General features: G+C 59.7%; 12 protein-coding genes. 7 read left to right on the forward strand and 5 right to left on the reverse strand.

Going from position 1 to position 14,535, the window contains the following annotated elements:
• Nucleotides 1–11: 11 nt before the first annotated feature.
• The 4 genes from ACR0IR_RS04550 to miaA all read right to left on the reverse strand — a co-directional run bounded on the left by ACR0IR_RS04550 (nucleotide 12) and on the right by miaA (nucleotide 5,580).
• Nucleotides 12–1,475, reverse strand: a complete 1,464-nt coding sequence (locus tag ACR0IR_RS04550) for an ABC transporter permease (protein WP_170363621.1) — start codon at nucleotides 1,473–1,475, stop codon at nucleotides 12–14.
• Between the two features lie 13 nt (nucleotides 1,476–1,488).
• Entirely contained in the window at nucleotides 1,489–2,535 is a 1,047-nt protein-coding gene (locus tag ACR0IR_RS04555) for an ABC transporter permease (RefSeq protein ID WP_093961867.1), read from the reverse strand.
• Between the two features lie 137 nt (nucleotides 2,536–2,672).
• A complete protein-coding gene (locus tag ACR0IR_RS04560) occupies nucleotides 2,673–4,343 on the reverse strand; it encodes an ABC transporter substrate-binding protein (protein WP_170339516.1) in 1,671 nt (556 codons plus the stop codon).
• Nucleotides 4,344–4,683: 340 nt separating this feature from the next.
• Nucleotides 4,684–5,580: a tRNA (adenosine(37)-N6)-dimethylallyltransferase MiaA gene (gene miaA / locus ACR0IR_RS04565; RefSeq protein ID WP_480778979.1), complete on the reverse strand. Its 897-nt coding sequence runs from the start codon at nucleotides 5,578–5,580 to the stop codon at nucleotides 4,684–4,686.
• A 98-nt stretch (nucleotides 5,581–5,678) separates the two neighbouring features.
• Here miaA and pyrH point away from each other — a divergent pair, with 98 nt between their 5' ends.
• Nucleotides 5,679–6,431 carry a UMP kinase gene (pyrH, locus tag ACR0IR_RS04570; RefSeq protein ID WP_170338945.1) on the forward strand — a complete coding sequence of 251 codons (753 nt, stop codon included), beginning with the start codon at nucleotides 5,679–5,681 and terminating at the stop codon, nucleotides 6,429–6,431.
• Nucleotides 6,432–6,637: 206 nt separating this feature from the next.
• Nucleotides 6,638–8,224, forward strand: a complete 1,587-nt coding sequence (locus tag ACR0IR_RS04575; protein WP_170363619.1) for a BCCT family transporter — start codon at nucleotides 6,638–6,640, stop codon at nucleotides 8,222–8,224.
• A 50-nt stretch (nucleotides 8,225–8,274) separates the two neighbouring features.
• Here ACR0IR_RS04575 and ACR0IR_RS04580 read toward each other — a convergent pair whose 3' ends face one another.
• Nucleotides 8,275–8,658, reverse strand: coding sequence for a VOC family protein (locus ACR0IR_RS04580; RefSeq protein ID WP_170363618.1), 384 nt, complete (start codon nucleotides 8,656–8,658; stop codon nucleotides 8,275–8,277).
• Between the two features lie 257 nt (nucleotides 8,659–8,915).
• On the opposite strand from ACR0IR_RS04580, the gene ACR0IR_RS04585 reads away from it, so the two are divergent.
• The 5 genes from ACR0IR_RS04585 (at nucleotide 8,916) to ACR0IR_RS04605 (ending at nucleotide 14,485) form a co-directional block, all read left to right on the forward strand.
• A complete protein-coding gene (locus ACR0IR_RS04585; protein WP_170363617.1) occupies nucleotides 8,916–10,142 on the forward strand; it encodes an aminotransferase class V-fold PLP-dependent enzyme in 1,227 nt (408 codons plus the stop codon).
• A 45-nt stretch (nucleotides 10,143–10,187) separates the two neighbouring features.
• Complete coding sequence (locus ACR0IR_RS04590) at nucleotides 10,188–11,612, forward strand: cryptochrome/photolyase family protein (protein WP_480778980.1); 1,425 nt, start codon at nucleotides 10,188–10,190, stop codon at nucleotides 11,610–11,612.
• A 69-nt stretch (nucleotides 11,613–11,681) separates the two neighbouring features.
• Complete coding sequence (locus tag ACR0IR_RS04595; protein ID WP_170363615.1) at nucleotides 11,682–12,890, forward strand: SAM-dependent methyltransferase; 1,209 nt, start codon at nucleotides 11,682–11,684, stop codon at nucleotides 12,888–12,890.
• Between the two features lie 17 nt (nucleotides 12,891–12,907).
• The gene (locus ACR0IR_RS04600; RefSeq protein WP_093961876.1) at nucleotides 12,908–13,348 is read left to right on the forward strand and encodes a TrgA family protein; all 441 of its coding nucleotides are present in this window, start codon (nucleotides 12,908–12,910) and stop codon (nucleotides 13,346–13,348) included.
• 21 nt (nucleotides 13,349–13,369) lie between these two features.
• Nucleotides 13,370–14,485 (forward strand): NUDIX domain-containing protein, encoded by a 1,116-nt coding sequence (locus ACR0IR_RS04605; RefSeq protein WP_170363614.1) that lies wholly within the window; start codon nucleotides 13,370–13,372, stop codon nucleotides 14,483–14,485.
• Nucleotides 14,486–14,535 lie beyond the last annotated feature (50 nt).

A 14,535-nucleotide genomic window follows, 5' to 3' on the forward strand; every position in this document is an offset into this window, starting at 1 on the left:
CCGCTTTCACATCAGTCCTTCAGGCTTTCTTCTCGCAGGCCATCCGCCAGCAGGTTCAATCCCAGAACCAGTGACAACAGCGCCAGTGCCGGCGGCAGTGCAGGGTGCAGGTAGATCGACAGCAGCTTGCGTCCTTCGTTGATCGTGGACCCCCAATCCGGGCTTTCCGGCGGCAGGCCCAGTCCAAAGAACCCCAAGGTCCCCAAGAGGATGGTCGTGTAGCCGATGCGCAGGCAGAAATCGACGATCAGCGGCCCGCGGGCGTTGGGCAGGATTTCCCAAAGCATGATATACCAGGGACCTTCGCCGCGCGTCTGCGCCGCGGCCACGTAGTCGCGCGTTTTGATGTCCATGGCCAAGCCGCGCACGATGCGGAACACCGTGGGCGAGTTGACGAAGACAACCGATACGAACACGACCAGGATGCCGCCCGGAATGTCGAACAGATCCAGATAGGTCGGCAGACCCCAGATGCTGTAATCGTCCGTGCGGATGACGTATCCCCCGGTCGAGATCAGCGACAGGTACAGCCAGATCGCGATACCCAAGACGCCGGTCAGTAGCGGCGTGCGGAATTTCGGCCGAGTGTAGTAGCGCGAATTCAAAAGGACGCCGATGAAAAGGATCGGGAACACGAACAGGACTGCGGCCATATAGTTCGGCACGCCGGTCGCGACGATTTCCGGTGTGACCAGCAGGTAGAACAGCAGGATTACCGGGAACGCCAGGATCAGATTGGCGAGGAACGACAGAAACGTGTCCAGCCGTCCGCCATAGTATCCGGCGGGCAAGCCCAGCGTGATCCCGACCATGAAGGCAAACATTGTGGCCAGCGGAGCAATCTGCACGACGATCCACGCACCCTTGACCATGCGACTGAATACGTCGCGGGCAAGGTTGTCGCCGCCCAGCAGATACCAGGCGAACTCACCGTCCTCGGCATTGGGCAGGGGGGTGCCGGGCACCTTGTTCTTCATGCCGGAAACCTGGACCAATGGATCGTGTGTCACGATCAGGTCCAAAGCCCCGAAGATGCCGGTGAAAACCCAGAACATGACCAGTCCAAAACCGATCATGCCGATCGGGCTGTCGAACAGCTTGCCGTACAGGCCAAGGCGCCGTTTGAAGGCAACCGACATCGCGAAAAGAATGATCAGCGACAGCCAGACCGGCAGAAATTGCTGCGAGATCGCGCCGATAATCCCGGCCCCGGTGCCCAGGAATATTCCCAGCAGCAGGTAGGCGACCACCGTCGCGATGCTGGCCAGGAAAGAATACCACAGCGCGGATTGCGTCAGGTTCCTGAGGCCGCCGCCCGAACTGACGGTGCCATCCGCATTTACGCTGACTTGCGTCTCGGGCAGCAGAATGCTTGCCAGGATCCAGGCAACGACGGATACGACCAGCGCAGCCAGGGCGATCATCATGATCGGGTTCAGAAAGGCGATAGAGCCAGTCCAGCTCAGAGGTTCCATGGTCTATCCTCCCTTATGAAATGCGGATGCGCGGGTTGAGGTAGACATAGCCGATATCCGAGATCAGCTGAGTCACGAGCACAACAAAGACCGACACGACCGAGATCGCCAGCAGAAGCTGGATGTCGTTGTTCCCCGCAGCCTGCACCAGTGCCCAACCGAAACCCTTGTAGTTGAACAGGGTCTCGACGATCACGACGCCGTTCAGCAACCAGGGAAACTGCAGCATGATAACGGTGAAGGGCGCGATCAGCGCGTTGCGCAGGGCGTGCTTCAGAACGATATTCCCGAAGGACACACCTTTCAGGCGCGCAGTCCGGATGTATTGCGCGGTCATCACTTCGGTCATCGAGGCTCGGGTCATCCGTGCAATGTAGCCCATGCCGTAAAGGGCAATGGTCAGGACCGGCAGGAAGAAATTCTCGAAGGTCGGGTTCTCCATGGCCTGTGTGGCGGTGCCCTTGAACCATTTCAGACCCACGGTTGACGAGGTGAAGATGGCGATGAAGATCACGCCCGACACGTATTCCGGCGTGGCTGTCGTGATGATCGAAAACGTGGACAGGGACCGGTCCAGGGCAGACCCCTCGCGCATGCCGGCTAGCACACCAACCAATAGGGCGGTCGGGATCATTAGCACCAGCACCCAGAACATCAGGTAGCCGGTGTTGCCCAGACGCTTGCTGACGATCGTTCCGACTTCGTCCTTGAAGACGGTTGAATAGCCCCAGTCGCCCTGAAGAACGCCGCAGTAGCGCGGTGTCGTTTCCGGAGTAGAGCCGGGACGGGTGCAACTTCCTACGAACTGACCATCCGGTAGCGTGTTGGTGAAACCGGGCACCACCCCAAGCCATTGGCCGTACTTGACCAGCGTGGGCTGCATGTATCCGCGGTTCTCAAGCCAGGTGACGACCTGTTCATCGGACATACGCTGGTTGCCCTGCGTCTTGGCCAGTTTTTCCAGGTTTGGATAGAGGTTGGTCAGGAAGAAGACAACGAAGGTCAGGCAGAGTGCCGTCAACAGCATCACGCCCAATCGTCGAAGGATGAAGAGTCCCATGTTGGCCCCTGTTGTTCGGGTTCTCCGCAGATCAGTGGACCATTTTCTGGCCTCGGACGTCCGACCCCGCGTCGGTGTGTCTGCGGCTGGAAAGGGGCGCCCGCATTCGGGCGCCCCTTGAAAGGTTCAGGTCGGGATCAGGCCGCCCAACCCCATTTGTAGTGATGGTGTTCGAACGACACATGCATGTCGGTTCCGACCAGACCGTCCTTCATGTGACGGTACAGCGACCGCCAATAGGGCTGGATGGTGACGCCTTCTTCCTGGATCATTGCTTCGCCCTTGGCCACGATTTCGCGGCGCTTGTCGGCATCGGCAATGGCCAGAGCTTCGGTCAGAAGGGCGTCAAACTCGGCATTGGACCAGCCGAATTCGTTCCAGGCCTCGCCGGTGCGGTAGGCCAGTGCCCAGATCTGAACGCCCAGCGGACGGTGGTTCCAGTTGGTCGAGCTGTAGGGATATTTTGCCCAGTCGTTCCAGAACGTGTTGCCCGGCAGAACCGTCCGCTTGACCTTGATGCCCGCGTCGCGCAGCTGGGCTGCCACGGCATCGGTGGTGTTGCGGCGCCAGTCGTCGTCGATCGAGATCAGCTCGTGCTCGAAATCGGCCATGCCGGCCTCTTCCATCAGCTTGCGCGCGCCTTCCGGGTCAACTTTCTGCGGCGGCAGTTCGTAGTAATCCGGGTGGATCGGACCAACGTGGTGGTTTTCCGCAGGAGAGCCGCGACCACCATAGCCAAGCTCGAGGCAGACCGAGTTGTCCACCGCCATCTGCAGTGCCTGACGCACACGTTTGTCGGCATAGACCTTCTTGCCGTCCACTTCCGCAAGCTGGTTCGGGCGGATCACGATGGTGTTCATCGTGACAACCTCGGACTTCACGTAGCCCAGGCTGTCCATCACGTCGATGAATTCACCAACCGATTCATACAGCATGTCGACTTCGTCCGATTCCAGAGCCGCCAGCCATGCCGACGGATCGGTGCCGTAGTCGATGTACTCAATGCGATCCAGGGCCGGACGACCGAATACGGCTTCGCCCCACCAGGTGTGGTTTTCGTTGCGCACAAGCGCGGCTTTCACACCCACTTCCAGCTCTTCGATCAGGTAGGGGCCCGTGCCGACATTGTTTGTCAGGTCCGTTTCGCTGAACGAGCTGTGGATGATCGCGGCCGGATAGTCTGCCATGCCCGGGATCAACGAGATGTCCGAGTTCGGCAGGTTCAGCTTGACGGTGTGCGAGTCCACAACTTCGATCGCGCCTTCGATTGCCTGGCCGGTATCTGCGTCGACCAGCGTGGCAAAACGGCCCGCCATCGAGTTCGTTTCCGAGCTCTTGTCGCACCAGCGCGCGATGTTGCGTGCCACGTCTTCGGCGGTGAAATCGTCGCCGTTGTTCCACTTGACGCCCTGACGGACCTTCAGCGTGTAGACGGTCGCATCGTCGTTGACTTCCCAGCCCTCCAGCAGCATGCCGCGGAATGTGCCGTCCGAGTTGTACTCGACCAGGTATTCCAGCGTGCCACGGGTGACGTTGGCGATCTGCGACCAGTCATAGGTGCGCGGATCCTTCAGCGCGCGAACTTCCTGCTGAACGCGCAGGGTGCCACCTTCTTTCTTGGCGTCTTCGCCCGCGGCCTTGGCGGGTGCGGTCAGGCCGACCATGCCGTATGCGGCCGCGGCAGTGACACCAAGGCTGGTCGTGCGCGTCAGAAACTCGCGGCGGCTCAGCTTGCCGTCCCGATATTCCTGGGCGTGCATTTCGGCAGCCCAGTGCATCGGTGCTCCGGTCAATGTCTTGGTTTTCATGGATGTCTCCCTGTGAGATTATTATGGGTATTTGTTGGTCCCCGTCGAAGCCAGACAGCGCCGAGCAAGGTCATTTTGGATGTGGTTTTTCGAATTCTGTGCATCCCCATGGGTTCATTCGGCACCAGATTCCAATTTAGGTCAATGTTCGAAATCGTCATCAAGTGCACAAAAACGACATTTGCAGAGAAACCTTAGCCGTGGCCGCCCGGGCTGGTATCGGCAAGTCTGATTCTGGAACTTGTGATTCCCTTTTCCGGCGGGTTTCGGTCGAAAACCCCTTATGTGGCTGAAAATAAAAGATTTCGGACGAGGTTTTGGTGCGATGTCAGTGATCCACTCAGCCTTGGCTCGGATCGACGTTGTGCCATTGCTTCATCCGGGCACGGCACCACGTGCGCTGGCGTTTGGCGTACTGGCGTGTCGCAATCGTTGCTCTTTCGCGGGCGTCCGCCAAGGTCATTCGCCCCTCGATATGGGCCATCAACTCAGGTACTCCGATGGCCTTGCACGAGGGCAGGTTCGGGTCGTACCTGTTGCGCATCGCCGCAACTTCGTCCAGGGCACCCGCCTGCAACATCTGGTCAAAGCGCGAATTGATGCGCGTGATCAGCCAGTCTCGCTCAGGAGTCACCACGATCGGAAACGCTTGATCCAGGGGAAGCAGCGGTGGCGGCGTGTCGTCCTGCCAATCCGCCAGGGTCCGGCCCGTGGCTTGCTCGACCTCCCAGGCCCGTTGCACACGGGCGCGGTTGCGCGTGTCGATCCGGTCCCGTGTCCTTGGATCAATCCCGGCCAGAAGCTCGGGCAGGGGAATTGCGTCCGCAGTCTTGCGCAACTCGGGCGGCGTTGCCGGGATGTCTGCCATACCTTCCGTCAGCGTCGAAAAGTAGAGACCTGTTCCGCCCACGATGATCGGACGCAGCGGCCCTGACAAATAAGTCCGCACCTCGCGCAGCCAGTGGCCGGCCGAATAGTCTTGATCAAAAGCGACATGGCCATAGAGAGCATGTGGAGCCCGAGCCTCTTCGTCGATCGAGGGTCGGGCGGAAATGATGCGCCAGCAGTTATAAACCTGGCTGGCATCCGCATTGACGATGATCCCGCCCGAGTGTTCGGCAATCTCCAGTGCAAGGGCTGATTTGCCCGATGCGGTCGGCCCCATGATGAGGACCGGCAGATCGTCGGGGATGGGCGGCAGACTGTTCAGCAAATTGCGCGCTGTGTTTTCAGCCATGAGTGTTTGCCCTGTTCCTTGACCATCCGCATTGAACCCGCGGTGGTTTTGCTTCATTTTGCGCCGGAAAACAAACCCGTGCCAGCCCGGAGCGCAAGATGAGCCTTTCTTCCACCAACACAACCGCCGAAACCCCTAAAACGACATACAAACGCGTCATGTTGAAAATCTCGGGCGAGGCGCTGATGGGGGATCAGGGATTCGGGCTGCATCCGCCGACGGTCCAGCGCATCGCGCAGGAAGTGAAGTCGGTGCATGATCTCGGGGTCGAGATCTGCATGGTCATCGGCGGAGGGAATATCTTTCGTGGCCTGTCCGGTTCGGCCCAGGGGATGGAACGGACCACGGCCGACTACATGGGCATGTTGGCAACCGTGATGAACGCGCTGGCCATGCAATCCGCGCTTGAAGGCCTAGGCGTCTTCACCCGGGTGATCTCGGCCATCCGCATGGACGAGGTGTGCGAGCCCTATATTCGCCGCCGCGCTGTGCGCCACTTGGAAAAGAAACGGGTGTGCATCTTTGCGGCTGGAACCGGCAACCCGTATTTCACCACCGATACCGCAGCGACGTTGCGTGCCAACGAAATGACCTGCGAGGCCATCTTCATGGGCAAGAACGGGGTCGACGGCGTCTACGACAAGGACCCCAAGGCACATTCGGACGCTGTCCGCTATGACTCGGTGACCTATGACGACGTTCTCGCCAAGCGTTTGAAGGTCATGGATGCTTCGGCTATCGCTCTGGCGCGCGACAACAATCTGCCGCTGATCGTATTCGGACTGGACGAGCCCGGCGGGTTCCGCGGAATTCTGGCAGGTGAGGGGACCTATACCAAGGTTCAAGGCTAGCCAAAGGCCCGACCCAACAGCCCACATTAATTTGCCTGACGCCCGACTCGGTTCGGACGTTAGGTAACCCAACGCCTTCCGGTCTGCTGAAAATGCTCGGTGTGACCGGTTTGCGTGTCGCTTTTGCCCGCCGGAAAGTCTCTGGCGGCTGACCGAAAAAGCGATCTTTCCCCGATCAAAAGCGCATTAAAATGAGAGGAGAGAGAATGTCCGACAATTCAGATGCCGACTACGAGGTCGGCCAGGACAATATCCAGATCATGGGGCTGGATATTCATAATCCGGTTTTTGCCGTGTCTGGCCTGACCATCATCGCCTTCGTCTTCTTTTCGCTGGTTTTCCGCGAGCAGGCTGCCGATTTCTTCGGCTGGTTGCGCCCCGCGCTGACCAACCAGTTCGACTGGGTATTCATGCTTTCGGCCAACATCTTCGTCGTGTTTTCGTTGCTGCTGATCGTGACGCCGCTGGGCAAGATCAGGTTGGGCGGCGACGATGCGAAACCGGACTACAGCTATGCTGGTTGGTTCTCGATGCTGTTCGCCGCTGGCATGGGGATCGGGCTTGTTTTCTGGGGCGTGGCCGAGCCGATCTCGCACTATGGCGCATCACTTGGTGGTGTCGCCGTGGGAGAGGACGGCCTGCGCACCGACTGGGCTCCGTTGGGCGCCGGGCTGGAGGATCCCGACGCATCGCGGAAGCTGGCGATGGCAGCCACGATCTTTCATTGGGGCATGCACCCCTGGGCGATCTATGCGGTCGTTGCACTGGCCTTGGCATTCTTCAGCTTCAATCGCGGGCTGCCCCTGACGATGCGTTCGGTCTTTTATCCGCTGTTCGGCGAGGCCACTTGGGGCCCGCTGGGGCATGTCATCGATGTACTTGCGGTCTTTGCGACCATCTTCGGCCTGGCGACCTCGCTCGGCCTGGGGGCGACACAGGCGCTGGCCGGTTTGAACTATCTGTTTGATGTCCCGGTGACAGACGGGATGAAAGTGCTGCTGATCGGCTTGATCACGGTTTTCGCCCTGATTTCGGTGATCGCCGGACTGGACAAGGGGGTCAAACGCCTGTCCGAGGCCAACATGGTGCTGGCGGCGCTGCTTTTGTTGCTGGTCCTGATCGTGGGGCCGACCATGGTGATCCTGACCGGTTTCTTCGACAGCATGATCGAATATGTCGTTGCGCTGCCGGGCCTGTCCAATTGGATCGGTCGCGAAGACACGAACTTCATGCAGGGCTGGACCACCTTCTACTGGGCTTGGTGGATCTCCTGGTCACCGTTCGTCGGCATGTTCATCGCACGTATCTCGCGCGGGCGCACCATCCGCGAGTTCGTGACCTGTGTCATCCTGATCCCGACGCTTGTCGGCGCCCTTTGGATGAGCGTTTTCGGCGGAGCTGCTCTGGATCAGGTCATGTCCGGCAATGGGCAGGCTCTGACCGATGCGGCGCTGGAGCTGAAGATGTTCAAGATGTTCGAGGCCTTCCCGATGGCTGGACTGCTGTCGTTCGTCGGTATCGTTCTGGTGGTTGTGTTCTTCGTCACAAGCTCGGATTCGGGTTCGCTGGTGATCGACACCATCACGGCGGGCGGCAAGACCGACGCTCCGACGGCTCAGCGCGTATTTTGGTGCGTGCTGGAAGGGGCCATCGCGGTCGTACTGCTGCTGGGCGGTGGGCTCGGCGCATTGCAGGCCGCGGCCATTGCCACCGGCTTTCCCTTTGCGATCGTGTTGGTTTTGATGTGCGTGTCCATCTTCATCGGTCTGATGAACGAACGCCGACGCAACTGAGCGTACTGCCACTGACAGAGGGCCCCGGTTACATCACCGGGGCCTTTCATTTATTTCGGACTGCCTTCGAAGAAGCCGACCGAATTGCCATCGGGATCGACCGCATAGAAGAACCGACCGGCCGGGATTTGGATCGGATCCGAGACAACCTGACCCCCGGCAACCTTGACCCTGGCCATGATCTCTTCAGCCGTGCCCTTTGCGGCCAGATGAAGGGTCGGGCCGGTACCATCTTTTGCTGGCTTTCCCGGATACAGATGCAAGGCAACGCCCGTTGCCGGGTCAGCGGGGCGGAACATGGCCATGGGGTTCGGGCCGGATGTGTCGACCGCAAGTTCTGCCCCTGTGGCGTGGGCATAGAATTCTACCGCCTTGTCCAAGTCGGAAACAGGCAGTTCGCCCCACACCAGAAAATCCTTTGGAAGATAACTCATCTGAAACCTCTCTTGTCTTGAGTGCCGTGAGTTTGGCATGTGCTGATGACAGAAGCTGGCATCAGACGCCCGGCTTGACCGCGCGGGGTTGGCCGGGCTAACTGACGGCGTTTGGTCCCGTCATCCTCGTGCGGGCGGCCGAACTGCCGCGGCGATACCCGTGGCTGGCTGGAAGACCTGCCATGTATCGGAGTTGTCCGGTGTCATGCGCGGGCGGAACTTCGGAACATTGGGCATGACAACAGAAGGATTGTGCGATGGGCACTCTGGATATTGACTTCGTTCGGGCGCAGTTTCCGGCTTTTTCCGAACCCAGCCTGAAAGGGCAGGCATTTTTTGAGAACGCGGGCGGCTCCTATACCTGCAAACCCGTTCTGGATCGGCTGACCCGCTACTATACCCAGCGCAAGGTACAGCCATATGCGCCCTACGAGGCCAGCCGTCTGGCGGGCGAAGAGATGGATGAGGCACGTGTCCGGATGGCGGCTCTGCTGGGCGTGGACACCGACGAACTCAGCTTTGGCCCTTCGACCACGCAGAACACCTACGTACTGGCGCAGGCCTTTCGGCAGTGGATGAAACCGGGTGAAGCGATCGTGGTAACCAACCAGGACCATGAAGCCAACTCGGGGCCCTGGCGGCGCCTTGCCGAGGACGGCATCGAGGTTCGCGAATGGGAAATCGACCCGGAAACCGGTTCGTTGAATCCGTCCGATCTGGAAAATCTGCTGGACGACAAGGTGCGGCTGGTTTGCTTTCCCCACTGTTCCAACGTTATCGCCGAGATCAACCCGGTCACCGAAATCACGGCGATCGCGCATGCGGCCGGGGCATTTGTCTGCGTGGATGGTGTGTCCTACGCACCGCACGGCTTCCCGAACGTGGGGGACCTTGGGCCGGATATCTACCTGTTCTCGTCCTACAAGACCTACGGACCGCATCAGGGCTGCATGGTGATCCGGCGCACGCTGGGCGAGCTGCTGCCCAATCAGGGGCATTTCTTCAACGGAGACGTGCTGTACAAGCGGTTCACACCGGCCGGCCCGGACCACGCTCAGATTGCCGCCAGCGCCGGCATGGCCGACTATGTCGAACAACTCTGCGACCACCACGGCGGCCCATCTTCGGGGGCTTCCGCGCGTGGTGCTTTTGTCCACGACCTGATGCGTGCGCACGAAGTTGAGCTTCTGCAGCCGGTTCTGGACGCGCTCAAGGATCGCAACGCGGTGCGCCTGATCGGCCCGTCCGATGCCGAACGCCGGGCTCCGACCGTGGCCTTGGCCGTCAACCGCGACGCGGAAAGCGTGGCGGCTGATCTGTCCAAACACGGCATCATGGCCGGCGGTGGTGATTTTTATGCGGTTCGCCCGCTGACCGCCATGGGTGTCGATCTGGAGCAAGGTGTTCTACGGGTAAGTTTCACCCACTACACCTCGCGAAACGAGATCGACCAATTGCTCGAAGCATTTGACCGGGTTTTGTGATCCGGTAACAGTTCCGCCCCGTAGACATATGAAAACGGGGCGGAAATGGACAAAGAGCAGTCACCAATCATTTTGTGGTTCCGGCGTGATCTGCGCCTGAGTGACCATCCGGCTTTGGCTGCGGCCGCGCAGACAGGGCGACCTGTGATTCCTGTTTTCCTGCGCGATCAGCTGGTCGATGACTTGGGCGCGGCTCCGAAATGGCGGCTGGGCCTCGGCCTTGCCGCATTGTCTGACGGCCTCGAGCGCAAGGGCAGCAAGCTGATCCTGCGAAGCGGCCCGGCGCTGGCCGCGCTTGAAGACCTGATACGGGAAACGGGGGCAACTGATGTTTATTGGTCGCGGGCCTATGATCCCGAATCCATCGGGCGTGACACTCAGATAAAGGCTGCGTTGTCCGCGCAGGGCGTAACCGCCAAGTCTTTTGCCGAGCATCTTTTGTTCGAGCCATGGACGGTCGCCACACAGGCGGGTCAGCCCTTTCGTGTTTTTACGCCCATGTGGCGGGCTGTGCGAGGGAGAGAGGTCGACGCTCCCAAGCCTGCACCGTCGTGGATCGCGGCACCCCGATCATGGCCGCAGTCGGACGTGCTTGAGGCCTGGAACCTTGGCGCGGATATGCGTCGTGGCGCGGCGGTCGTTCGGGCTCATGTCGAACCGGGCGAGGCCGCCGCATTTGCGCAGCTGGACGAATTCACCGAACGGCTCGACGCGTATCCAGCAAAACGCGACGATCTGGGCGATGACGGCACATCGGGACTGTCCGAGTACCTTTCGTTGGGCGAGATCAGCCCGGCAACCATCTGGCACCGGGTCCAGAGCGCAGGGTTTTCCGGTTCATCCGGGGCCGAGGGCTTCTTGCGCCAACTTGTCTGGCGCGAGTTCGCATATCACCTGATGTACCACACGCCGCATCTACTGAGCGCGAATTGGAAGCCGGAATGGGATGCGTTTCCGTGGAACACCGACACGGACACCCCCGAAGTTCGAGCCTGGACAATGGCGCGAACGGGGATACCGGTGATAGATGCGGGCCTGCGGCAGATGTATGTCACCGGCCGGATGCACAACCGCGTCCGAATGATCGTCGCCAGCTACCTGACCAAGCACCTGATGACGCACTGGAAGATCGGCATGGATTGGTTTGCGGACTGTCTGGTCGATTGGGATCCGGCAGCGAATGCCATGGGGTGGCAGTGGGTTGCCGGGTCGGGGCCGGATGCCTCGCCGTTCTTTCGTATCTTCAACCCGCAGACCCAAGCCGAGAAGTTTGACCCCACGGGCGCCTATGTCCGCCGGTGGCTGGCCGAAGGACAAAAGAACCCACCCGAGACGGCGCTTGCCTATTTCGATGCGGTGCCGGTGTCATGGGGACTGTCTCCGACGGATGCCTATCCTGATCCGGTCGTTGATCTGAAGGTTGGGCGACAGCGGGCGCTTGCCGCCTACGAAGGCCGAAAACACCAGTAAGGAATTGAAAACTTGCCAGAAACGGAATCCCGTCCTAGCCTGCTCCGACCACCGCACAGGGGAGAGCGGATGATCCTGACGTCGACAGAGGGGCAGAAAAGCCTGCCCAGATATTTTTCGCAGGTCTTCAAGATGCTGCAGCGAATGGAGTCCGGACGGCTGGACATCGCGCTGCCGGACGGGCGCATTTTTCGCAACGAAGGCGCCAAGCCCGGACCTGTCGCCCGCGTTGATATTCACGACCCGGATGTATTCGCGCGGCTGATCCGTGAAGGCGAGCTCGGATTTTCCGACGCCTACCTTGAGGGTGGGTGGAGCACACCTGACCTGCGCGCCTTCATGGATCTTGTCCATCTGGGCACCGAGACGGTGTATGATGATTTCACTGGCAAGTTTTTGGTTCAGGCCTATGAGCGCCTGCGGTTCTGGCTGCACCGGAACAACCGAAAGCAAGCCAAAAAGAACATTTCGTACCACTACGATCTGGGCAATGATTTCTACAGCCTTTGGCTGGACGAGACGATGACCTACTCCAGCGCGCTGTTCGAAACCGGTCAGGAAAGTCTGGAAAAGGCTCAGACGGCCAAATATGCCAGCCTGGTGGACGAGATGGGAGCAAAGCCGGGCGACCACATCCTTGAAATTGGCTGCGGTTGGGGTGGCTTTGCTGAATACGCCGCTAAAGAAAGAGACCTGAGGGTCACAGGCCTGACCATCAGTCAAGAACAGTTGAAGTATGCGACGCAACGCATAGAAAAAGCTGGGCTTTCCGACAAGGTGACCTTCAAGCTACAGGACTATCGCGACGAGCGTGGGCAGTATGACGGCATTGCGTCGATCGAGATGTTCGAGGCCGTTGGGCAAAAGTACTGGCCGGTCTATTTTCAAACGGTCCGCGACCGGCTGAAGCCCGGCGCACGGGCCACGCTTCAGATCATAACAGTGGCCGACCGCCGCTGGGACGTCTACAAGAACGGCGTTGATTTTATTCAGAAATATATCTTTCCGGGCGGCATGTTACCGGCTCCGACGGTGCTGAGGCAGGAAATCCAGCAGGCCGGTTTGGATGTGGTCAAGTCGAAGGAGTTTGGCCCAAGCTATGACCTGACCTTGCGGCGCTGGTACGACACGTTCAACGACAAATGGGACCAGGTGGCTGCGATGGGCTTTGATGAGCGTTTCCGCCGCATGTGGAATTATTATTTGACCGCCTGCGGCGCAGCCTTTGACACGGGCAATTGCGATGTGACACAGATCACCGTAGCAAAACCCAACTAACACACGGAAATATCGGAATGCCGACAGCCTCACGTCTTGTTGCCGCGCTCAGTCTTATGGTGGTGGCTTTCCTTGTGTCTGGCATGATCATCGACAACGGCGAAGAGGGAAAGGACTACGGCTACTTTACCTATGTGAACCTGGTCCTTGGATTTTTGTGTGGTTGGGTCATCATGGGCAAACGGGCGGGCCGCGGCTGGACTGCAGCCGTGAACAATGGCCTGACCGGAGTGGTTTCTCTGGTGTTTTGGGGCCTGTTCGTCCAGGGCACGTACGAGATGTTCCGGCTTGCGATGCGTCACCGCTATGACGGGCCATTCGAGGCATTGCTGGCCATCTTCCAGATCGGAGTGGATTTCGGCAAGCAACTGATCTCGCCCGAGATCATCGCGACCTTGGCGATTGGTGCGCTGCTGTCCGGCCTGTTTACCGAAGGCGCCTCGCGGCGCTGGAACTGACGCCCTAGTCACGAGCCTACGATGACCAATCTGTTTTTCTACGGCACATTGCGGTATTTGCCGCTTCTTGAACTTGTTTTAGGTCGCTCGGGACAGGATCTTGCGGCCGAGCCGGCGATGCTGCCGGACCATGCGGTTCACGCGGTGCAGGACCAGGCCTTTCCGATGATCCTTGAGGCGCCCGGCGCAGCGGCACGGGGTATCTTGGTGCAGAACCTAACTGCGCAAGACATCGAACGGTTGGCCTTCTACGAAGGTGGGTTCGACTATGACCTGCACGTCAAAGAGGTCGTCCTTGAGAGCGGACCGAGCGTTTCCGCCCAAGTCTTCTTTCCCGCCCCGGGGCTATGGACGCCAGCCGATCCCTGGTCGTTGGAACAGTGGGTGTCCGAGTGGGGCGCGATGACCCTCTTGGCTGCGGATGAGGTCATGGGGTATTTCGGCAAGGTCGATGCCTCTCGGATCGCGCGCAGCTTTCCTGCCATTCGTACCCGGGCGTGGGCCAAGCTTGAAGCGCAGCAACGAAAAACCGGGGATGGACGAAGCGCCCGCGTTGATGTGATCGTTCACCGCCACACGCGCGCATACATCGACTATTTCGGGATGGAAGAGATCGAACTGCAGCACCGCCGATACGATGGGTCGATGGGGCTGGTTCTGAATCGGAACGGTTTGATGCAGGGCGCTGCGGTCGTGGTGCTGCCGTATGATCCCCTGCGCGATACGGTCCTTTTGGTTGAGCAGTTCCGAACCCCGGTATTCTTGATCGACGACCCCGAGCCGTGGATGTGGGAGCCGGTCGCCGGCATGATCGATCCCGGAGAAACCCCTGAACAGGCGGCCCACCGGGAAGCCATGGAGGAGGCGCAGGTGTCGTTCTCGCTGCTCGAATATGCAGGCGGCGCCTATTCTTCGAGCGGATCGTCCACCGAATTCATCCACCTGTATGTTGGGATTGGAGACCTGACCGCCTCGATCAACAATGGTGGCTTAGCAACCGAGGGGGAGGACATTCGCAGCAGGATTCTGCCATATGCCGAATTCATGGATTTGGTTGACCGGCATGTCTTCAAGGACCTTCCTCTATTGTCCTTGGCGCATTGGTTGGCGCGCAACCGCGATCGGCTGCGGGGATGACTATCCCGCCTTGTGGTCGGCGCAGGGCACCTGTACATCTGCGAAAACGC

It is taken from the genome of Ruegeria sp. CF2 (assembly GCF_056537385.1).

Bases quoted from the DNA above. Each gene is read 5' to 3' on its own strand.
- ACR0IR_RS04575 (WP_170363619.1), top strand. From the start codon at position 6,638: ATGTCCGACAATTCAGATGCCGACTACGAGGTCGGCCAGGACAATATC.
- ACR0IR_RS04595 (WP_170363615.1), top strand. From the start codon at position 11,682: ATGATCCTGACGTCGACAGAGGGGCAGAAAAGCCTGCCCAGATATTTT.
- ACR0IR_RS04580 (WP_170363618.1), bottom strand. From the start codon at position 8,658: ATGAGTTATCTTCCAAAGGATTTTCTGGTGTGGGGCGAACTGCCTGTT.
- ACR0IR_RS04560 (WP_170339516.1), bottom strand. From the start codon at position 4,343: ATGAAAACCAAGACATTGACCGGAGCACCGATGCACTGGGCTGCCGAA.
- pyrH (WP_170338945.1), top strand. From the start codon at position 5,679: ATGAGCCTTTCTTCCACCAACACAACCGCCGAAACCCCTAAAACGACA.
- ACR0IR_RS04585 (WP_170363617.1), top strand. From the start codon at position 8,916: ATGGGCACTCTGGATATTGACTTCGTTCGGGCGCAGTTTCCGGCTTTT.
- ACR0IR_RS04555 (WP_093961867.1), bottom strand. From the start codon at position 2,535: ATGGGACTCTTCATCCTTCGACGATTGGGCGTGATGCTGTTGACGGCA.
- ACR0IR_RS04605 (WP_170363614.1), top strand. From the start codon at position 13,370: ATGACCAATCTGTTTTTCTACGGCACATTGCGGTATTTGCCGCTTCTT.
- ACR0IR_RS04600 (WP_093961876.1), top strand. From the start codon at position 12,908: ATGCCGACAGCCTCACGTCTTGTTGCCGCGCTCAGTCTTATGGTGGTG.
- ACR0IR_RS04590 (WP_480778980.1), top strand. From the start codon at position 10,188: ATGGACAAAGAGCAGTCACCAATCATTTTGTGGTTCCGGCGTGATCTG.
- miaA (WP_480778979.1), bottom strand. From the start codon at position 5,580: ATGGCTGAAAACACAGCGCGCAATTTGCTGAACAGTCTGCCGCCCATC.
- ACR0IR_RS04550 (WP_170363621.1), bottom strand. From the start codon at position 1,475: ATGGAACCTCTGAGCTGGACTGGCTCTATCGCCTTTCTGAACCCGATC.